Source organism: Bradyrhizobium sp. LjRoot220, from assembly GCF_964252915.1.
Classification (GTDB): domain Bacteria; phylum Pseudomonadota; class Alphaproteobacteria; order Rhizobiales; family Xanthobacteraceae; genus Bradyrhizobium.
This window is the reverse complement of record NZ_CAXUPS020000003.1, coordinates 103910-124437: the sequence shown is the minus strand read 5'-3', so window position 1 is coordinate 124437 and position 20528 is coordinate 103910. Positions and strand designations below refer to the sequence as shown.

Here is a 20528-nt window from a genome sequence, read left to right as displayed (position 1 = left end):
ACGGTATCAGGGTCGACGCCGGATTTTGGCGAGGTCAGAACTTGTAGCCGAGGCCCGCGCGCACCGTGTTGACGGTGGTATCGACACTGGAGGTGAAGCGAAGATATTCCCACTCGGCGCGCAGGAAGAGACCCGCATACAGCATCACGTCGATGCCGAGGCCGCCGGCGAATCCGGTGATGAACTTGGAATTGGCGTTGTCCGTCAGGAAACCGGACGCCGATAAATTGGGAAGGCCGTCCGTGCCGACATATAGATAATCAATGCGGGCATCGGCCCTGCGGTTGATGTGCGCCTGCCCCATCGCAACGCCGACGAATCCATAGGGCAGGAAGTTGTCGACGGCATATCCGCCGCGAACCCGCAACGAGCCGTAATCGGTGATCTTCATCGAGGCGCTCGAGGACACGTTAGCCGTCGATATGTAATCGGTGGGGTATTGGAACGACCGGCCCTGGGAACCGCTGTTGGCACCGAAGAAATTGCCGTGGGTATAGTTCAGCTCGACACCGATGATGGCGTCGGTCCACTGAAAATTATATCCGACGAACCCGCCGTAGCCGCTACTCTGCATATGGGACTTACCAAGCAGAGGCCATCGCGAGATGTCGAACTCCGATTCCAGATCGAGATTGTTCAGGAGTTTGGCGAGCAAATCCTGGCCGGAATTGGTGAAGTCCATGTCCGCCGCGCCATGCGAGACATGGCCGCCGAGATAGACGCCCGACCAGTTGACGGTGGTTCTGCTCAGCCCGTCGGTGAAGCTGCCGCGAAGAAACGGCAAGTCCGGCATATCGGCCGCCTGCGCACCGGTCACCGCGCCACACATCACCGCCACCAGCCAAAAACGACGCATCGCAACGCTCCATCGAACAACTCTAACTTGCGTCGATCATCGCTCGTTAACCCTAACCAATCGTTATCGCGGGCTGCGATGAGACATCATCTTGCCGAGAAAAAGCCAAACGCATCCTGCCTGCGACAGGCACCGGAGCCGCCACGCCACAAGCAAAACGGCGCGGGAAGATCCCGCGCCGTTCGCAATCCTTAACGGATGGAAGTCGCAATTAGCCTTTGCGCATCAGCGGCGGCGGCGCATAGACCTGCGGGCTTTCCAGGTTCCAGCGCACGCCGAGCTTGAGGTCATGCGAGGTCATGTCACGGTACTGGAAGGTCGACGTACCTGCGGGCGTGCCATCGAAGAAGCGGGCCTGGCCGTGGATGCCGGTGCCCATGTCGAGGTAGCGGTACGCCAGTTCGACCGTGAAGTTGTTGCTGACCTTGTAGGCCAGACCGGCATGCACGGCCCAGGCGAAGTTGGTCTTGCTCGCGCCCTCGGCGAAGTACGAGCTGGTGCGGCCATCGAACGCCGGGAACGTCGCGACATCGCTAAAGCCGGTGGTCTTGATGGTCGCCGCGCCGAAGCCGGCGCCGATGAACGGCGTGATGCACCACCAGGTACCGAGATCGACGTAACCGTTGACCATTCCGACCCAGCTCTTGTAGCCGCCGTCGTAGGCATCGGCGAGCCCGCCGCCGGGATTGAACATGAAGAAGTCGGTGCCTTTGAAGCTGACCTTCGAACGATATTCGCCGGTGATGTCAGCACGGAACCAGCTGTTGAACTGGTAGCCGATGCCAACGCCGTACATCATACCGCTGTCGAAGCCATGGCCGTGCTGATTCCAAACCGTATTGGCCGGCAGGGTGTCGTAGGCGTTGACGTGCAGCTTGCTCTGGGTGTTGGTCATCCCGATGTCACCGCGCAGATACCAGCCACCGAAATCCTGCGCCGGAGCCGGCGCGTAGGCCATCGGAGGGGGCGGTGCGATCGAAGGCATGTCCGCGGCGAAAGCCACCGACGACAACAGGGATGCCGCTCCGGCGGCAAGAAGAGACTTAACGCTACGCATGGGCTTCGTCCTTTTGTCCGGTGAGGCAACTGCGGAGGCCTCACATCAAAAACTCACGGGCGGACGATGCCATCAAATGCTTAAGCGGCGCTTAACCCTAATTTTTAAGGTTGATAATCTCCGAAGATTTTTGCAGGCACGTGTTCGCAAGCGCAGAGGCGATGCCTTCGCAGCACAGAAAATGGCGAAACCGCCATACATCCTAACGGGGTGTTGACGGAAATGGCACGGATGCTGACCTACTCGCTTCCGTGCCCGCGCCGTTTGCAATCGCTCCGTTAGCGCGCGAGCTTCGGCATCTTCGGCAGGAACACCGCGAGCAACCCGAGCGCCGGCAGGAACGCGCAGAGGTGATACACAAAGGCGATTCCGGTGTGGTCGGCGACCTTGCCGAGCACCGCCGCCCCCAGCCCGCCGATGCCGAAGGCGACACCGAAGAAGACGCCCGAAATCATTCCGAAGCGGTGCGGCATCAGTTCCTGCGCGAACACAATGATCGAAGATGTCGCCGACGACAGGATCAAGCCGATGAACACGGTCAGCACGGCGCTTGCAGCAAGGCCGGCATAAGGCAACGCCAGCGTGAACGGCAGCGCGCCGAGGATCGAGAACCAGATGATGTATTTGCGGCCAAAGCGGTCGCCGAGCGGCCCGCCGAAGAACGCACCCGCCGCGTTGGCGGCGAGGAAGATGAAAAGATAGAGCTGGGCGGCCTGGGTCGAGACACCGAATTTGTCGATCAGGTAGAAGATGTAATAGCTCGACAGGCTCGACACGTAGAGCTGTTTGGAAAACAGCAGCGCCACCAGCACCACGAGCGCTATTCTGATGCGTCGCGCGTCCGGTGCATCCGGATGGCGTTCGACCACCGTGGACTTCTTCGTCGTGATCTGCGGCCGGTACCAGACGCCGATCCGCCACAGGATCACGATCGCCAGAAACGCGATCGAGGAAAACCAGGCGATGCTGGGCTGGCCGAACGGCACCACGATCAGCGCCGCCAGCACCGGCCCCATCGAGGTGCCGAAGCTGCCGCCGAGCTGAAACACCGATTGCGCAAAACCATAACGCCCGCCCGAGGCCAGGCGCGCGATCCGCGCCGACTCCGGATGGAACACCGCCGATCCGAGGCCGACCAGCGCCGCTGCCATGAGGATGATCGCGTATTGATGCGCGACGCTGAGCAGCAGCAAACCGATGAAGGTGAATCCCATGCCGATCGCGAGCGAGAACGGCTGCGCCTTCTTGTCGGTGAAGTGACCGACCAGCGGCTGCAGCAGCGAGGCGGTAAACTGGAACGCCAGCGTGATCAGCCCGATCTGCGCATAGTCCAGTGCGTAATTGTCCTTCAGGATCGGATAGACCGACGCAATCAGCGACTGCATGGTGTCGTTGAGGAAATGCGAGAAGCTGATCCCGGCAAGCACGACATAAGCCGGCCCTGCGGATGCCGCCTTGGCGGCGAGCGCAGGCGCTACGTCCGGCACCACCACCGGCGCGGTGAGCGCTTCCTCGGAGACGGTGACAGGCTTGTTCAAGGGCACGATTCCCGAAAAATATCAGCTGGCAATATTGCTCGTTCCTACGCTGCAGGCGTAGCTGCGACCAGCATCAATAGCTAATGGCTGCGATGCGTTAGGATGCTCGAACGCGGGAATTCTTCCCCTCTCCCCTTGTGGGAGAGGGTGGATCGAATGAGCGAAGCTCATTCGAGACGGGTGAGCGGTTCTCTCCACGGATACAGCTTTCTCCGCGGATAGAGACCCCTCATCCGGCGCCATAGCCGATGCGGAGCATCGGCGTTCTAAGAACGGCGGCCCAAGGCCGCCTATGCCACCTTTTCCCACAAGGGGAGAAGGAAGAAATCAAGCCGCCGCGGCGTGGCCGAGGGCGGTGACGATGTGATCGACCACTTCCTCGACCAGGATGCGATCGTCGCCCTCGCCCATCACGCGGATCACCGGCTCGGTGCCGGATGAACGCACCAGCAAGCGGCCGTGGCCGTTGAGGCGCTTTTCGCCATCGACGATGGCGGATTTGACCTCGGCATCGTCGAGCGGCTTGCCGCTGCGATAACGCACGTTCTTCAGGATCTGCGGCAGCGGGTCGAATTTGTGGCAGACTTCCGACACCGGGCGGCGCAGCTTCTGCACCACGGCCAGCACCTGCAGCGCCGCGACGAAGCCGTCGCCGGTGGTCGCATAGTCGGACAGGATAATGTGGCCCGACGGCTCGCCGCCGAGATTGTAGCCCTGCTTCAGCATCTGCTCGAGCACGTAGCGGTCGCCGACCGGCGTGCGCACCATCTCCAGCCCCTGGCCTTCAAGGAAGCGCTCGAGCCCGAGATTGGACATCACGGTGGCGACAATGCCGGGCTTGGCCAGACGGCCGTCTTCCTTCCAGCTCTGCGCGATCACCGCGAGCAGCTGGTCGCCGTCGACGACATGACCGCGCTCGTCGACCAGGATGACGCGATCGGCGTCGCCGTCGAGCGCGATGCCGATGTCGGCGCGCATCTCGCGCACCTTGCGGCTCAGCGCCTCCGGCGAGGTCGAGCCGCATTCCTTGTTGATGTTGAAGCCGTCAGGCTCGACGCCCATGGCAACCACGTCGGCGCCGAGCTCCCACAGCGCTTCCGGCACCACCTTGTAGGCCGCGCCATTGGCGCAATCGATCACCACGCGCAACCCGTCGAGCGAGAGTTCGCGCGGCAGCGTGCGCTTGGCGAATTCGATGTAGCGGTCATGGACGCCGTCGATACGGCGGGCGCGCCCGAGGCTGGCGCTCTGCGCCAGCTTGCGGTCGATCGGCTCGTCGAGCAGTTGCTCGATCTGCTTCTCGACGTCGTCGGACAGTTTGAAGCCCTGCGGGCCGAACAGCTTGATGCCGTTGTCCTCGAACAGATTGTGCGAGGCCGATATCATCACCCCGAGATCGGCGCGCATCGACTTGGTCAGCATCGCGACCGCCGGCGTCGGCATCGGGCCGAGCAGCAGCACGTCCATGCCGACCGAGGTAAAGCCCGCCACCATGGCGTATTCGATCATGTAGCCGGACAGCCGCGTGTCCTTGCCGATCACGACGCGGTGGCGGTGATCGCCGCGCTGAAACACCAGGCCGGCCGCCTGCCCCACCTTGAGCGCGAGCTCCGGCGTGATCAGACCATTGGCACGGCCTCGAATTCCGTCGGTCCCGAAAAATTTGCGGCTCATGTGACCCCCAGCGATTCCGACGCCTCTAAAAGAAGCAGCGAACGCCCACCATCATAGCGTGAACGGGCCTTATAGTCCCTCAGGCGCTAAAATGGCTTCAAAAAATATGATGAATCATTACCGGGCCCGACCGCCGCGATCTGCAACTAACCCATTGTAATAGCTGATATTTTTATGATAAGTCCCGTGCGCTGGGCGAACCCTAATCGCGCCGCTTGATGTGGAGGTCACCCTTCGACGGCGCCGGCTGGATGACATTGACGGGATCCGAGGCCGGAAAGGTCTCTTCCAGACCCTCCTCCAGGGCCTCGTCCAACCGGCGCTTTTCGGCGCTGTCGCGGGGCTTCTTCGCGGGCTTGGGATGACGTTCGGGTCCGGTCATGAGAGGTCCTTGGGATGTCCTCACCGCAGGGTTCCGCGAGCCGATTTGGCTGACGTATCAACCATGCTAGATGACCACAGAGACAAGAAATTCAATAAGGGGCCGGAACGTCCATGAAGCACATTACCTGCATTGAGGACTTGCGCCAGTTGCACAAGCGGCGCGTGCCGAAGGCGTTCTTCGACTATGCAGATCGCGGCTCCTATTCCGAAGACACACTGCGCGCCAACCGTGCCGATCTCGAAGCGATCAAGTTCCGCCAGCGCATTCTGGTCGACGTATCCAGGCGCGATACGTCGACCACGATCCTCGGCGAGCCGGCCGCGCTGCCGCTGAGCCTGGCGCCGATCGGACTATTGGGCATGCAATATGGCGACGGCGAAATCGCCGCCTGCCGCGCCGCGCAGGCCGCCGGCATTCCGTTCACGCTGAGCACGATGTCGATCTGCTCGATCGAGGACGTCGCCGCCAATGTCGACAAGCCGTTCTGGTTCCAGCTTTACGTGATGAAGGACCGCAGCTTCATCAAGTCGCTGATCGAGCGCGCGATCGCGGCGAAATGCAGCGCGCTGGTCCTGACCGTCGACCTGCAGGTGATGGGACAGCGCCATCAGGACATCAAGAACGGCATGACGATTCCGCCGGAGTGGTCGCTGTCGAAGCTGCTCGACTTCGCCTCCAAACCGGCCTGGGTCGCTGGCGTGATGCGCGGCAAGCGCCGCACCTTCGGCAACATCGCCGGCCACGTCAAAGGCACCGGCGATATCAGCCAGCTCTCGCAATGGACCAACTCGCAGTTCGACACCTCGCTGAACTGGAAAGATGTCGAGTGGATCCGCTCGATCTGGCCGGGCAAGCTGATCCTCAAGGGCATTCTCGACGTCGAGGACGCCGAAGAGGCCGTGAAGACCGGGGCGCATGCGATGGTGGTCTCCAACCATGGCGGCCGCCAGCTCGACGGCGCGCCGTCGTCGATCGAGGTGCTGCCGGAGATCGTCGATGCGGTCGGCGACAAGATGGAGATCATGTTCGACGGTGGCATCCGTTCCGGCCAGGACGTGATGCGCGCGCTGGCGCTCGGCGCCAAATCCTGCATGATCGGCCGCGCCTTCGTCCACGGCCTCGGCGCCGGCGGCGAGGCCGGCGTCGCCAAGGCGCTCGACCTGATCCGCAACGAATTGCTGGTGACGATGGGCCTGTGCGGCGTCAACACCATCGCCGAAATCGACGATCGCGTGCTGGCGATTTAGGGGATACAAAACGCGGTCTGACTTCCCTTCTCCCCTTGTGGGAGAAGGTGGCGCGAAGCGCCGGATGAGGGGTCTCTATCCTCATCGCAAGCCAATCGTGAGGAGAGAACCCCTCACCCGTCTTCGCTTCGCGAAGCCATCCTCTCCCACAAGGGGAGAGGGGAAGGAAGCCCACCTCACATTGGCGGTGTGATCCCGTCGCGGCCGACATTGACGCGCGCCGCTTCCAGCGTGCCGTCTTCCTTTTTCGTCGCACCGAAGATGATGACCTTGGCGCCCGGCTTCAGTTCGGACTTGTCGCCGGCGACGAAGGTCACGACCGGCGTGTCCGGCGGCACCACGACTTTCTTCTCGCCGTCCTTGTATTTGACCAGGATGTTCTGACCATCGGTGCCCTTGACCGTCTGGGCGACGGTCGCGTTGGTCATGGTCGAATTCAGCCGCGCGTCCCAGGGCCGGAAACCTTCCGCCGCGCCGCGCTGGTTTTCGGGGAAAATATGCACCGCCACCGCCTTCTGGGTGCCGTCGGGCTCCGGCATGCCGGTGACGCCGATATACGAGCCTTCCTTGATCTCCGACAATGCGGTCCTGGCGACGCCGAACACCGCCACATTGTCGGTCATGCGGACCTTCATGTCGGTGCCCTCGCGCGATTTGATCGACAGCGTCGGTCCGTCGACGGCCTCGATGGTGCCGCGGATGCGCGCCGTCGGCTGTTGTTGCGCCCATGCAGATGTGCCGAGCACGGTGGCAAATGTCAGTGAAACAGCGAACAGGCGTGACGTCATCCGCATGGCGGTATCCCTTTCAATGTCTTTGAGCGTCCCATCGACGCCAACACCGGCAGAGAATGCCTATTCCATCATGATTGTGCCGCTCAAACTTTGTTGAGATCGGCCTCGACGATCGCACGAAGTTCTGATGTCACTTCGGGACGCTGCCCGAACCACAATTCAAACCCGCGGACCGCCTGGTGCAGCAGCATGCCGAGCCCGTCGGCGGTTCGCAGTTCTCGCGCGCGCGCGGCGACAAGCAACGGCGTATCCAGCGGCACGTAAACGAGATCGCTGACCGCGGCGTTTGACGGCAGGCGCCCGACATCGAGTTCCAGCGCCGGCTGGCCATGCATGCCGAGCGACGTCGTGTTCACCAGCAGCCCGGCGCGAGGCAGCAGCTCATCCAGCGCATCCCATTCCACCGGCAACACGCTTGCGCCGAATTGGTCGGCCAGCGCACGCGCACGCGCCACGGTCCGGTTGGCGACATGCACGCGCTTGATGCCGCGTTCGATCAGCCCGAACAGAACCGCGCGCGCCGAACCGCCGGCGCCCAGCACCAGCGCATCTTCGGCGCGATCCCATCCGGGGGCGCAAGCATCGAGATTGTTGATGAAGCCTTCGACATCTGTGTTGGTCGAGCAGAGTTCGCCATCCTGGTACCACAGCGTGTTGGCGGCGCCGACCGCGCGGGCGCGCTCGTCCGGCTTCGACAGCGCCAGCGCGCGCTCCTTGTGCGGAATGGTGACGTTGGCGCCCACGAAGCCGCGCAGCGAGAGACGGAACACGAAATCCTGCAACTCGTCGGGCGGCACCGCTTCGATGACGTAGCCGCCCTCGATACCGAGCGTCCGCAGCCAGTAGTGATGGATCAGCGGCGAGCGCGAATGCGCGGCCGGCCATCCGATCAGGCACGCGGCAGGGGGTCTGGTGGCACGGGTCATGGCAGTCAATTCGGCCAAGCCGGCGGCCGAGTCAATGCCGGGGGTGGTGGGGCGGATTGCTTGTAGTCAAACTCGTCATGCCCGGCCTTGTGCCGGGCATCCACGTCTCAGCTTGTGCTAAGCGAGAAGGACGTGGATGGCCGGGTCAAGCCCGGCCATGACGATAAAGCACGGCATCAAAATCACGCCGCGACCCGATGCGCGGCGATGATCTGGTCGGCGGCGCGGCCGGTTACTTCGGCCATGCGGTCGAACTGCCGGGTAAAGCCGCCGGCGCCGGCGGAGGCTGAGCGTAATTCGACGATCAGGTCGCCGATCTCGGCCTCGGGCATGGTGGCGCGAACGCAATCCCAGCCGGTCCAGCCTTCGCGGGTGTCGAAGCCGAGGATCTGGCCGCGCCGCGCCGACAGGATGGCGTTGATCTTCGCGGTGGCCTCGGTCGGGCAGACGATCTCCACCATGTGGATCGGCTCCAGCAGCACCGGCTGGCACTGCGGCAGCGCCTCGCTCATGCCGATCCGCGCCGCGGTGCGGAAGGCAAGATCGGAGGAGTCGACGCTGTGATAGGAGCCGTCGGTCAGGGTGACCTGAAGGTCGATCACGGGAAAGCCGAGCGGGCCGCGCGCCAGACCGTCGACCACGCCCTCCTCCACCGCTCCGATATAGTTGCGCGGCACCGCGCCGCCGACGACCTTTTCGTGGAATTCGAAACCGGAGCCGCGCGGCATCGGCTTGATTTCCAGCACGACGTCGCCGAACTGGCCATGGCCGCCGGACTGCTTCTTGTGGCGGCCACGTTGCGTGATCGATTTGCGGATCGTCTCCTGATAGCCGATCGCCGGGGCTTGCGATTTGACGTTGACGCCGAAACGATCCTTGAGGCGCTCCAGCGCGACGCGCAAATGCATCTCGCCCTGCCCCCACAGCACGATGTCATGGGTCTGGGTGTTGTGGATCATCGACAGCGACGGATCTTCCTCGTTCAGCCGCAGCAGCGCCTGGCCGAGCTTGACGTCGTCCTTGCGATCGTTCGCCGCCAGCGACATCGCCAGCACCGGCGCGGTCGGCTCGACGTGCGCGAGCGAGGCCGGCGCGGTCTTGCCGCTGGAAACCGTATCGCCGGTCTTGATGGCGTCGAGCTTGCCGAGGGCTACGGTTTCGCCGGCTTCCGCCGCCGGCCGCTTGCTGTCGTGCCCGCCATTGACCGCGAGGATGCCGGAGACCCTGCCCGCTTCGCCGGACGAGGATTGCAGCGTCGCGCCGTCATCGAGGTGTCCGGAGAGCAGCCGCACCAGCGACAGCTTGCCGCCGTGCGGCTGATGCAGGGTCTTGAACACATAGCCCAGCGCATCCTTGCCCGAAGACGTCGCGCCGAGGCGTTTGGCGGTCTCGGCCACGCCGGGCGCTTCATGGCGCAGCGCCTTCATCAGCCGCAGCACGCCGTTTTCACGGGTCGCGGCGCCCAACAACACCGGGCAGATCAGACCTTCGCGCAATTCGCGGGCGAGATCGTCGAACACCGCGTCGCGCGGCGGCTGGATGTCTTCCAGTAGTTGCTCCATCAGCACGTCGTCGTGGTCGGCGAGCTTTTCCAGCATCGAGAACCGCGCTTCCTTTTCGCGGTCGAGATTGCCGCCGTCCAGCGCGATCACTTCCGAAGACTTGTGTTCGCGGTAGACAAAGGCGCGCTCCAGCGCGAGATCGACGAAACCTTCGATCAGTTCGCCGTTCCAGATCGGAATCTGCCGCAACACCAGCGGCACGCGCGAGGCCGGCTGCAACGTCGCCAGCGTTTCACGAATACGCTTGTTGGCCTTGTCGATCTTGTTCAAAAATAAAAAGCGCGGAATGCCCATTTCCTCGAGCTCGCGCAGGATGATCTGCAGCTGCGGCAGCTTCTTTTCATCCGCCTCGCAGACCACGATCGCGGCATCGACCGCCGGCAGCGCTGCGCGCATGTCGTGCGCGAACTCGATCGAGCCGGGACAATCGATAAAAGTGTAGCTGTCGCCCATGAAACTGGTGGTGGCCGCCGTCAGGCCGACGCCCATCTTGTGGTGCCGCGCCTCGGGGCTGGAATCGCCGACCGAAGTTCCGGCATCGACGCTGCCGGCACGGTGGATGGCGCCTGTGCGCGCCATTATGGCTTCAAGAAGTGTGGTTTTACCGCTCTGGAAAGGGCCCACCAGCGCAATGCACCGTGGACCTCGGGGACTTCTGACGTCTTGTCCCATTGCCGCCTCCTTGTTGGGAGCTCGGCCCATGATTGGGTCGGCAACTTCTCATGCTCTGCCGGTCCCGACGATTTGGCAAGCAGGAAAGATTCGCTGCAGTGCATCGTGAAGGGAGGGGAGCGGCACGGCCGAATTGCAAACGTGGTTCCACGTTCTCGCGCCGCGGTCCCACCCAACGCTGTCATCCCCGCGCAGGCGGGGATCCAGTACGCCGCGGCTTTTCGGTTCTATCATTGGTTCAATCATTGCCGTCTCTGGATACTGGATCGTCCGCCTTCGCGGACGATGACACTGAATATGTGTTTACGTTCCCGCGACGCATTGCGCCCGAGTCTTGCTGGAAACTTCCCGCCCTCTCCAAATAGAGGGCGCAGGGAAGACCGGGTGCGCGCTGCACCCGCGGTCTCGTGTGCGGTTTGCACAAAATAAAATGCACACGAGCATACAGGGCAGCGGAGAACACCTGGCCTTCCCTGCGCAATGGCTTTACGGCTTATAACGAGCTCTCCCCGGAGAACGGCTCTTTTGCCTCCGTAGCGCCCTGGAAGCTATTGCCTCCAGGTGCATTGACGCCAGCACCGCGACGTCAGGACCACACGTCTTCGCCGTACGCTTCTGCCGCGATCGTCCATCGCGACATCAGCGTCCACCGCAACCCGTCCAACGTCCGTGACGACGGCCGACGCCCTTCTGAGTAGGACGGGATGGCAGAATATGTATCCTTGATTTGGATTCCGTAAAAGCGAAATATTTTTTATTTCGGGGCTTGACACGAATTCCGCAAACCAGAAGTGATTTGCCCGTCGGGCACAGTTGGTATGCAGCCCGGGTGAGCAACGCGACATGCGGGGTCTTTCTTGCTGATCCCGCATATCGCATGCGCTTGTGTGAGCTACGAAATTCTTCCCCTAACAGTGCGTTGGTAGAGCGCAGCGAAACTCATCAATACCTTCGCCCCCTTATCGTGCGCGCCGCTTCGCGCAGCTCGGTCGGGGTCATACCGAAACGGCGGCGAAAGCGGCGATTGAAGTAAGGGACCTCGTTGAACCCGCTGGTCCATGCAATTTCGCTGATCTTCAATCGAATATGGGCTGCATCGATCAGCATCACCCTGGCCTTGTCCAGCCGCATCTCCAGCACGCGCTCGGCGAAGCTCGATCCGCTTTCGGCCAAAAGATCGTTTACGTAACGGCGCGACAAGCCCAGACGCCGCGCAACACTTTGCGACGAGAATTCCGGATCGTGAAAGCCCGATTTGATGGCCGCAAGAATGTCGTGCAATCGTGCCGCGCGCAGGCCGCGCGTCACCGCCATCTCCGGCGGAACGCCGCGCGCGCCCAGCGCGAGTGCGACGAGATCGACCAGCGTGGTCTCGATGTGCCGGTCGAGCGCCGGATCGCTTTCCTGCTTCAGGCCGATGAGAAACTCGGCGTAGCGGCCGAGATGACGCAGCGCCGGCGAGGACGCATCGAGCGGTTTGCCGATGAGGTCGTCCGCGTTTGGGACCAACGCAAGCAGCCGGGCGCGCGAAATATTGATCGCATACCAGCCATTTTCCGGACCTCCGACCATCTCGCCGGGTTCGGCAGTCAGAAGCACCGCTGTGTCGCGACTGGTCGTCGTCTCCTGCGTGTTCTGGATGCTGATTATATCGGAACGACCGTTATGAAGCGCGACGCAAAAATTGTCCGCACCATCGGAAGCGACGTCGCACGGGCTGCGCTTTATCCGATCGATGCTGCCGTCGAGCCGACCGATACCGACCGCGCCGATCGGCACGAATTCAAAGTTCTCCATGAAGGAGCGATCATCCGCGCGGTGGAGATCGACCGAACCGTCAAGCGCATTCCACTGATCCTGCCACAGCACGAATTTTGCCTGATCGGTCAGATGGGGCGGAAGCTGCTCTGGCGCAAAAACAACTTTCTGAATCTTGCCGCCAACGGCCTTTCCACCGGACTCATCAACATCCATCGCCTGTGATGCCCTCAAAATTCGATTTGCTTCGAGCAGATCCAGATCAAGACAGGCTAGCTGCATCGGCACAATCCAGACAGTGCCAGTCAAACCAATTGTGCCAGCCAGTTCGAAACCCGTGGCGCGATTGCAACGCTCGCCAGCAATCAGGAGGCGATGCCACGCCGTGCAAATCAAGAGCCGCTCAGGATAAGCCGATTATGGGCGGCTTGGTAAGAATGCACAAAGACTTGCTGAAACGCGACCTGATGAATCCGGACCTGACGATTCAGATCAGGACTCATCCTCAGAATTGTTCGGGGCGACATTATGCATCACATCTCGCGGACGACGCTTGCCGCAGCGGCCATTTCATTGGGCAGCCTTTCAGCTGGGTTCGCGGCCGATCACGGACCGCACCCCGCCTACAAGGCAATGCCGGTCGCGCCGGCCCCTTACGACTGGAGCGGCGTCTATATCGGCTTGCATGCCGGCTACGGTGGAGGCATGACCGATTGGACGGGTGTGTTAGGCAACGATTTTCTGGCGAAGGGTCTCCTCGCCGGCGGTCAGATCGGGATCAACAAGCAAATCGGCAGCTTCGTATTTGGCTTCGAGCTTGACGGATCGTGGACTGACATTGGTAGCTCGCAGTTGCTTCTCAACGGCGGACCGCCCCTTGGATTCCAGACAGAAGGCACCGCCAGGTCGAAGATCGATGGCCTGGTGACGTTTACGGGGCGTGCCGGTCTGGCCGCCGACCGCTGGTTCGTCTACGCCAAGGGCGGCCTTGCAGTCGCGCAGGAAAAGCATTCCTTCCGCTTTAGCAGTTCGAGCTTCGCACCTCTGGCTCCTGCTACCGAAATGGCCTCGGGCAGCGGCAGCCAGCATCGATGGGCTCCCGTTGTCGGCTTCGGAGCGGAGTATGCGTTAGGAAACAACTGGTCGGTCAAGGCCGAGTACAACTACGTCCATCTCGGCACCCGAACGGCAGGACTTACTGGAACAGCGAACCTCAATGGCGTTGTAACTCCCCTGGATGCGGCCGGCGCCTCAATTGAGCAGGCGCTCCATCTCGGCAAGATCGGCGTGAATTATCGTCTTGGCGGAATTCAGACCGATCCGACGTTTGTGCCAGTCAGGCCTGCGCCAGGATACAACTGGTCGGGCGCCTATGTCGGCGTTCAGGCCGGATACGGTTTCGGCCACGCGCAATGGCCAGATCTGTTCAATCCGGCGAATCCCGCAACCGGAAAGTATGATGTGAACGGATGGCTTGCCGGCGGAACTGTCGGGGTCAACGCGCAGGCAGGCACTTTGGTCTTCGGCGTCGAAGGCGAATGGATGTGGACCGGCATCAAAGGAAGTCAGACAACAGTCCTTAACTTTGGTGCGGCCACTCAGACTTTTGACTTCGAGACAAAGATCAATTGGCTTGCGATCGCGGCTGCGCGCGCAGGTTTTGTAACGGCAGACCGCCTGATGGTATATGGCAAGGCTGGCGTCGCGCTCGCTGACGAGAGGCACAGGCTTACTGACACCCGGATCGCTCCAAATCTCAGCGCGGTCTTCAACCTGGAAGCCAAAGCCTTTCACACCGGAATCGTGGCGGGTGCCGGCGTTGAGTACGCCCTCGGCGGCAACTGGTCGGCAAAGCTCGAATACGACTACATCAAGATGCTTGCGCAGAACCTGACGGCGACCGGCATTCGCAACGTCAACGCTCCGCCCATCGCAGGATCGGGCGCTTCTTCCGCTCAGTTCGACAAGATGCCGCAGGACCTGCACCTGATCAAGTTCGGCGTGAACTATCACTTCAGCCCGACGCCGATCGCAGTCAGTGCCCGATATTGATCCGCGTATCGCGAAATTCTCATGTCGTAGTATTTCCTGACAGACTGGACAAACACGGGCTCGCATATGGCGGGCGCCTTTCTACTCGCCAGATATCGATTGGCGAGGCCCGAAAAAGCGTGGCGCGATTGCAACGATGACCGACAATCGCCAGCCTGTGCCACGCCGTACAAATCGAAGGCCAAGCAGGACAAGTCGATTTTGGGCGCCTTGGTAAGAATGAAACAGGACGTGGTGAACCTGGACCCGACGATTCAGCACCGGGATTCATCCGTAGAATTGTTCGGGGCGACATCATGTACAATCATCTATCGCGGACGACGCTCGCAGCCGCAGCCATCTCATTGGGCGGTCTCTCTGGTGCATTCGCAGCCGATCTCGGACCGCGCCCGGCCTATAAGGCGATGCCGATCGCCAGTCTTTATGACTGGACGGGCATGTATGTCGGCGGTCACCTCGGCTGGGCCGGTGCCGATCGCACCTTCGAACGAACCTTTGTCGGCAACGGGATAATCACGAGGGTCTCCAATCCCGGCTTCTCGCAGCATCCGAACGGTTTTGCCGGTGGCGGCCAGATCGGCTTCAACCGCCAGACCGGCAACTGGGTCTGGGGCCTCGAAGCAGAACTCTCGGGCACGACGCTTCGCAGCTCGACCACGGTTGCCGTTCCCACACTGCCCCTCATCACCCAGACCTTTGACGTCAATATCGACTGGACCGCGAGCCTGACCGGACGCCTCGGCTATGCGTGGGACCGCTGGATGCTTTACGGCAAGGGCGGCGCCGCGGTGATGCACGAAACCTATGCCCTGATAGCACCTGGGCTTATCATACCGGATTCGCCATACCATAGCGCCAAGGTCACGCGGCTCGGATGGACCGTCGGCGCCGGCGTCGAAAATGCCTTCCACGATAACTGGTCATGGAAAGCCGAGTACAGTTACATGCGCTTTGACGGCAACGACAGCATCACCAATGCCCTTTCCGTAGCATCGTTCTCGGGCATCAAGTCCTATACCGACGTCAACCTTCACTTCGTCAAGGCCGGCATAAATTACCGGTTCGGTGTTCCGGTGACTGTCGCAGGTGCCGGACCGTCGCCAGTTTACAAAGCGCCGGTCGCGACCGCGTACGACTGGACGGGGTTGTACGTCGGCGGACATGCCGGTTCGGCAAGCACCGAGCGCAACTTCGCCACCACCTTTGGTCTCGACGGGAACGTGTTCGCGCCGCCCTTCACCCAGAAGCCAAAGGGCTTCGTGGGCGGCGGACAGGTCGGCTTCAACCGACAGGCAGGCAACTGGGTGTTCGGGCTCGAGGCCGACGCCACAGGAACAAACATTGGCGCGAGGACGAGCGTAGTCGATCCATCCGCGACCGTCGTCCAAACTTACGATGTCGCGATCGACTGGTCCGCCACCCTGACGGGGCGCGTCGGTCACGCCTGGAACCGCTGGATGGTTTACGGCAAGGGTGGCGGCGCACTGATGCGCGAGACCAACGCATTGACCGTCCCGCTACTGGGCGGGACCCGGGCCGACGCCCATGCGACCCGGGTCGGCTGGACCGTTGGCGCCGGTATCGAGAACGCTTTCCTCGACAACTGGTCGTGGAAGGCGGAGTACAACTACATGAGGTTTGACAACACCAAAACCGTTAGCAATCGGAACACTTTCACAAGTTCGTCCGGGATCACGGTCAACACGAACGTGGACATTCACGCCGTCAAGCTTGGCGTCAATTACAGGCTCGGCAATTACGGCGTCGTCGCCAAATACTGATAGGTCAACTCTGACCGCAAAAGGCCCGCATTTTGCGGGCCTTTTTTATTCCGGTTGAATGAATCTCACCGCCCCGGCCGCAGTTCCAGGCTTTCCAATCCGGCAGCGATGCTGACGCCGACCTGGCCTTGCAGGCTGAGCGGCTGCAGCGCGATCGAGTTCGCCGAGCCGCCGACCAGCACGTTGCCGCCGACGCCGACGCCGAACGTGGCACTGCCCTGCGCGCCGACATAATTGCCGGAGAGGTCGCCCGGTCCGAGCTGCACCGACGGCGCAAACACCGCCCAGGCCAGTGCGGACTCCTGGGTGATGCCGAGATCGAGGCCGACTTTGCGGATGGTCGCGATGTAACGGTCTTCCGGCCTGCCCTCGGCGCGCAGCACGCAACCGAGATTGGTCACCGAGCCGACGATGAAGCCGACGCTGGCGCCGCCGCGGCACTCCAGCACGCCGATCTGCACGCGCGCCTGCTGCGCATTGGCACCGGCGATCGAAGCGGCCAGCATGGCGATGGCGGCAGCGGCAGGGAGAAGCAAGCGGCGCATGAGGAAATCTCCGGATGGGATGCGAGCAGGAATTGAGAAAGACGCGGAAGGGCGTGCGCGCATCTATGGCATAACAACTATTGCCGTGCCAGATTTTGCCTTTAGCCCGTCATTCCCCGATGCGCCATTGCGCATCTGAGGGCGATGCGCAGCATCGAACCCGGAATCTCGAGATTCCGGGTTCGCTTCGCGCCCCGGAATGACGGTCACAAAAAGCCGCCCCGGAATGACGGGCTCAAATAAAAAAGGCCCGCTGTCGCGGGCCTCTTTCATAACGTTATCGCTCTCAGCCGCGGCGATGATGCCGGCGGTGGTGGCGGCGCGGGCCGCCATAGCCGCGGAACGGCTCCAGCTGGAGGTCGGCCACCCCGGCGGCCACGTTCAGCCCGGTCTGGCCCTGCACGCTGAGCGGTTGCAGCGCGTAGGAATTGGCCGGACCGCCGACCAGGAAGTTACCGCCGCCGCCGATACCGACCGACGCGTTGGCACCGACGCCGCCGTAATTACCGGCGAGATCGCCACGGCTGACCCGTCTGTTCGGCGCATTCACCGCCCAGGCCAATTGCGTCTGTGCGGTAATGCCGAGATCGAGGCCGTAGCGGCGCACGGTGGCGATGTAGGGTTCCGGCCGGCGGCCTTCGCTCTTGAACACGCATTCGAGGCTGGTCACGGAGCCGACGACAAAGCCGACATTCTGGCCGCCCTGGCATTGCAGGACGCCGGCGCGAACCGGCGGTGCCGCATCCGCGCTCGCGATCGGCGTGATCAGCGCCGCGATGGCGATGCCTGATGTCGTAAGGCGTTTTCCGAAAAGCATGTGTCGTCCCCGCTTGATGAACTGAAGGTGCGGGGGGACAGGAAGGAAGCGCCGTGTCCAAAACATGGCGCTTTAAGAAAAGAAGGCTTCAAAACATCATACGGTTTATGCGCGATGTGATTTGACACGCCTTTTTTCTGACGCGTTTTCTCGACGCTTGCTTTCTCGGCGCTTGCTTGGATGCGAACGGAACCTGTCCCGCATCGGGCGGAACAGGTCTCGCGTGTAACGCGCTATCGCAAATTACCGCAAAAGCGCTGGATGCGTCTGCAGGCGTCTTCGAGATCGCTTGTCTTGGTGGCGTAGGAAATCCGGAACGCCGGTCCAAGCCCGAACGCCGAACCCTGCACCACGGCGACGCCTTCGCTTTCAAGCAGTTCGGTGACGAAGTCCTCGTCGTTGGCGATCACCTTGCCGGACGGCGAGGTCTTGCCGATGGTGCCGGCGCAGGACGGATAGACGTAGAATGCGCCCTCGGGCCGCGGGCATTCGATGCCCTTGGCCTGGTTCAGCATCGACACCGCGATATCACGGCGCTCCTTGAACACCTTGTTGTTGGCGGGGATGAAGTCCTGCGGACCGTTGAGCGCCTCGACCGAGGCCCACTGCGAGATCGACGACGGGTTCGAGGTCGACTGCGACTGGATCGTCGCCATCGCCTTGATCAGTTCAGCCGGGCCGCCGGCATAGCCGATGCGCCAGCCGGTCATGCAATAGGCCTTCGATACCCCGTTCACCGTCAGCGTGCGGTCGTACAATTTCGGTTCGACTTGCGCCGGCGTGGTGAACACGAAGTCGTCATAGACCAGGTGCTCGTACATGTCGTCGGTCATCACCCAGACCTCGGGATGCTTCACCAGCACGTCGGTGATCGCCTTCAGCTCGCTGCGCGAATAGGCAGCGCCGGTCGGGTTCGACGGCGAGCAGAGAATGATCCACTTGGTCTTCGGTGTGATCGCCTTCTCCAGCGCGTCGGGCTGCAGCTTGAAACCCTGCGCCGCCGTGCACACCACGGACACCGGCACGCCGCCGGCCAGCGCCACCATTTCCGGATAGCTGACCCAATAGGGCGCGGGGATGATGACCTCGTCGCCCGGATTGATGGTCGCCATCAGCGCGTTGTACAGCACCTGCTTGCCGCCGGTGCCGATGATGATCTGGTTCGGCTTGTAGGTCAGGCCGTTCTCGCGCTGGAACTTGGCGATGACCGCCTCCTTCAGCTCGGGAATGCCGTCGACCGCGGTGTACTTGGTCTTGCCGGCCTCGATGGCGTGGATCGCCGCCAGCTTGATGTTGGCCGGCGTGTCGAAATCGGGCTCGCCGGCGCCAAGGCCGATGACGTTGCGGCCGGCCGCTTTCAGCGCACGTGCTTTATCCGTGACCGCGATCGTCGCGGACGGCTTCACACGGTCGAGCGCAGCGGACAGAAAAGGCATCATCATCTCCTGGGAATGGCATGTGTGGGCACACTTAAGTGCCCGTTTCGGGAATGATCCGCGATTCTAAATGTTGGGATCGGCGCACCCTAAAGCGATGCGCGCTGCATCGCAAGAAGCTTGGCCCGAAAGACCTCAATTTAAAGGGGGCACTGGCGCGGTCGGCGCAATATTTAGAAAAAAACTGCGCCGAATTGACTCATATCTGGCCAAGGAAACTGGCGGGGCCGCGACGGGCTGGCTGACGGCCTGATCATCCCCGGCCGCAGGCCAATCCGGTATGCCTTTCTGCGCCGCGGTCCGACGCGATCGGTTGCTGCGATGGATTGCTCCGAGGTCGATTCGGACTTGAGGTCGAACCGTCTCGCAACGATTTCAAAATCCGGACTGCAAGCACCGGCAAGATCGCGAAAGCTTGAAGCGTTTTGCTCACAAATCTCGACCACGTGATCCAGCCGTCGAGGCATGGCGTTCTGCTCGCGTGCAGTGCGGTAGAGGTTTTCGACTTTTTCCATTGTGCGGGTCTTGCGACGCAACCATAACGGCATCATTGTTTAACCGCGTTGCAGCGATCCGCGCGCGAGATACCTCCAACCGATCGAGTGAAATCCGACACGATGTACAAGCTCTATTCGATGCAGCGCTCCGGCAACAGCTACAAGGTCCGCCTTGCGCTGTCTCTGCTCAAGGCGCCGTATTGCGCGATCGAAGTCGACATCCTGCGCGGCGAAAGCCGCACGCCGGATTTTCTGGCGAAGAATCCCAGCGGACAGGTGCCGCTCTTGGAAGTCGCCGAGGGACGCTACCTCGCCGAGTCCAACGCCATCCTGTGGTACGTCGCCGGCGGCACCTCGCTGGCGCCGGAATCGCGGGTCGAACGCGCCGAGGCGCTGCAGTGGATGTTCTTCGAACAGCACGCGCTGGAGCCCAATCTCGGTGCCGCCTATTTCTGGCTGTCGCTGGTCAAGGGCGGCCGCGACCTGCAGACCCACGCGCTGGAGGACTGGATGGAGCGCGGCTACGCCGCCCTTCAGGTGATGGAAAACCATCTCAAGACCCGGGCCTATTTCGCGGCCGACCAGCTCACGGTGGCCGACATCGCGCTGTTCGGTTACACCCATGTCGCCGACCGCTGCGACTTTGACCTCGCGACTTTCCCCGCGATCCGCAGCTGGCTGCGGCGGGTCGAACAAACCCCCGGTTTCGTGGCCATGGACTGGCAGCCGGTAGCCGAGATCGAGGACCCCGCCAGCATCGCCGCCGGGGCTTGAGCGCGGGCAAGCTCCTTCACGTTCGCTTGAGGCGGGCCCGAAGGTTAAGGACATCGGGAATAACGTTAAGCTTTGCCGTGATTTTGCCATTTTCGGCGGTCGCGTGCCGCAATATTGCCGGCCACGGCTGTGAATTTTCCCCGATGTCGCGGGTGAT

17 protein-coding genes are annotated in these 20528 nt (G+C 62.1%); 4 read left to right on the top strand and 13 right to left on the bottom strand.

What is annotated here, in order from left to right:
* Positions 1 to 34: 34 nt before the first annotated feature.
* The 5 genes from ACSQ84_RS14675 to ACSQ84_RS14655 all read right to left on the bottom strand — a co-directional run bounded on the left by ACSQ84_RS14675 (position 35) and on the right by ACSQ84_RS14655 (position 5507).
* A complete protein-coding gene (locus ACSQ84_RS14675) occupies positions 35 to 856 on the bottom strand; it encodes an outer membrane protein (RefSeq protein ID WP_436212401.1) in 822 nt (273 codons plus the stop codon).
* Positions 857 to 1067: 211 nt separating this feature from the next.
* Complete coding sequence (locus ACSQ84_RS14670) at positions 1068 to 1913, bottom strand: outer membrane protein (protein WP_436212400.1); 846 nt, start codon at positions 1911 to 1913, stop codon at positions 1068 to 1070.
* A gap of 278 nt (positions 1914 to 2191) precedes the next feature.
* Complete coding sequence (locus ACSQ84_RS14665; RefSeq protein WP_436212399.1) at positions 2192 to 3451, bottom strand: MFS transporter; 1260 nt, start codon at positions 3449 to 3451, stop codon at positions 2192 to 2194.
* A gap of 327 nt (positions 3452 to 3778) precedes the next feature.
* Positions 3779 to 5125: a phosphoglucosamine mutase gene (gene glmM / locus ACSQ84_RS14660; RefSeq protein ID WP_436212398.1), complete on the bottom strand. Its 1347-nt coding sequence runs from the start codon at positions 5123 to 5125 to the stop codon at positions 3779 to 3781.
* A gap of 202 nt (positions 5126 to 5327) precedes the next feature.
* On the bottom strand, positions 5328 to 5507 hold the full coding sequence (locus ACSQ84_RS14655) for a hypothetical protein (RefSeq protein WP_436212397.1): 180 nt from the start codon (positions 5505 to 5507) through the stop codon (positions 5328 to 5330).
* Between the two features lie 113 nt (positions 5508 to 5620).
* Between ACSQ84_RS14655 and ACSQ84_RS14650 the strand changes: the two genes are divergently transcribed.
* Entirely contained in the window at positions 5621 to 6757 is a 1137-nt protein-coding gene (locus tag ACSQ84_RS14650) for an alpha-hydroxy acid oxidase (RefSeq protein ID WP_436212396.1), read from the top strand.
* Positions 6758 to 6933: 176 nt separating this feature from the next.
* On the opposite strand, the gene ACSQ84_RS14645 is transcribed toward ACSQ84_RS14650, so the two are convergent.
* The 4 genes from ACSQ84_RS14645 to ACSQ84_RS14630 form a co-directional block, all read right to left on the bottom strand.
* Positions 6934 to 7551 carry a hypothetical protein gene (locus ACSQ84_RS14645; protein ID WP_436212395.1) on the bottom strand — a complete coding sequence of 206 codons (618 nt, stop codon included), beginning with the start codon at positions 7549 to 7551 and terminating at the stop codon, positions 6934 to 6936.
* An 83-nt stretch (positions 7552 to 7634) separates the two neighbouring features.
* Positions 7635 to 8477, bottom strand: a complete 843-nt coding sequence (locus tag ACSQ84_RS14640; RefSeq protein ID WP_436212394.1) for a shikimate dehydrogenase — start codon at positions 8475 to 8477, stop codon at positions 7635 to 7637.
* A gap of 182 nt (positions 8478 to 8659) precedes the next feature.
* Positions 8660 to 10711, bottom strand: coding sequence for an elongation factor G (locus tag ACSQ84_RS14635; protein WP_436212393.1), 2052 nt, complete (start codon positions 10709 to 10711; stop codon positions 8660 to 8662).
* Between the two features lie 942 nt (positions 10712 to 11653).
* Entirely contained in the window at positions 11654 to 12865 is a 1212-nt protein-coding gene (locus tag ACSQ84_RS14630) for an AraC family transcriptional regulator (protein WP_436212392.1), read from the bottom strand.
* 132 nt (positions 12866 to 12997) lie between these two features.
* Between ACSQ84_RS14630 and ACSQ84_RS14625 the strand changes: the two genes are divergently transcribed.
* Positions 12998 to 14521, top strand: a complete 1524-nt coding sequence (locus tag ACSQ84_RS14625; RefSeq protein WP_436212391.1) for an outer membrane protein — start codon at positions 12998 to 13000, stop codon at positions 14519 to 14521.
* A 296-nt stretch (positions 14522 to 14817) separates the two neighbouring features.
* Entirely contained in the window at positions 14818 to 16302 is a 1485-nt protein-coding gene (locus ACSQ84_RS14620; RefSeq protein ID WP_436212390.1) for an outer membrane protein, read from the top strand.
* Between the two features lie 65 nt (positions 16303 to 16367).
* On the opposite strand, the gene ACSQ84_RS14615 is transcribed toward ACSQ84_RS14620, so the two are convergent.
* The 4 genes from ACSQ84_RS14615 to ACSQ84_RS14600 all read right to left on the bottom strand — a co-directional run bounded on the left by ACSQ84_RS14615 (position 16368) and on the right by ACSQ84_RS14600 (position 19615).
* Positions 16368 to 16847: a DUF992 domain-containing protein gene (locus ACSQ84_RS14615; protein ID WP_436212389.1), complete on the bottom strand. Its 480-nt coding sequence runs from the start codon at positions 16845 to 16847 to the stop codon at positions 16368 to 16370.
* Positions 16848 to 17133: 286 nt separating this feature from the next.
* Positions 17134 to 17664 (bottom strand): DUF992 domain-containing protein, encoded by a 531-nt coding sequence (locus ACSQ84_RS14610; RefSeq protein ID WP_436212388.1) that lies wholly within the window; start codon positions 17662 to 17664, stop codon positions 17134 to 17136.
* Positions 17665 to 17897: 233 nt separating this feature from the next.
* Positions 17898 to 19100, bottom strand: coding sequence for a pyridoxal phosphate-dependent aminotransferase (locus ACSQ84_RS14605; protein ID WP_436212387.1), 1203 nt, complete (start codon positions 19098 to 19100; stop codon positions 17898 to 17900).
* Positions 19101 to 19273: 173 nt separating this feature from the next.
* Positions 19274 to 19615 carry a hypothetical protein gene (locus tag ACSQ84_RS14600; protein ID WP_436212386.1) on the bottom strand — a complete coding sequence of 114 codons (342 nt, stop codon included), beginning with the start codon at positions 19613 to 19615 and terminating at the stop codon, positions 19274 to 19276.
* 102 nt (positions 19616 to 19717) lie between these two features.
* Between ACSQ84_RS14600 and ACSQ84_RS14595 the strand changes: the two genes are divergently transcribed.
* Positions 19718 to 20371 (top strand): glutathione S-transferase family protein, encoded by a 654-nt coding sequence (locus ACSQ84_RS14595; protein WP_436212385.1) that lies wholly within the window; start codon positions 19718 to 19720, stop codon positions 20369 to 20371.
* Positions 20372 to 20528: the final 157 nt, after the last annotated feature.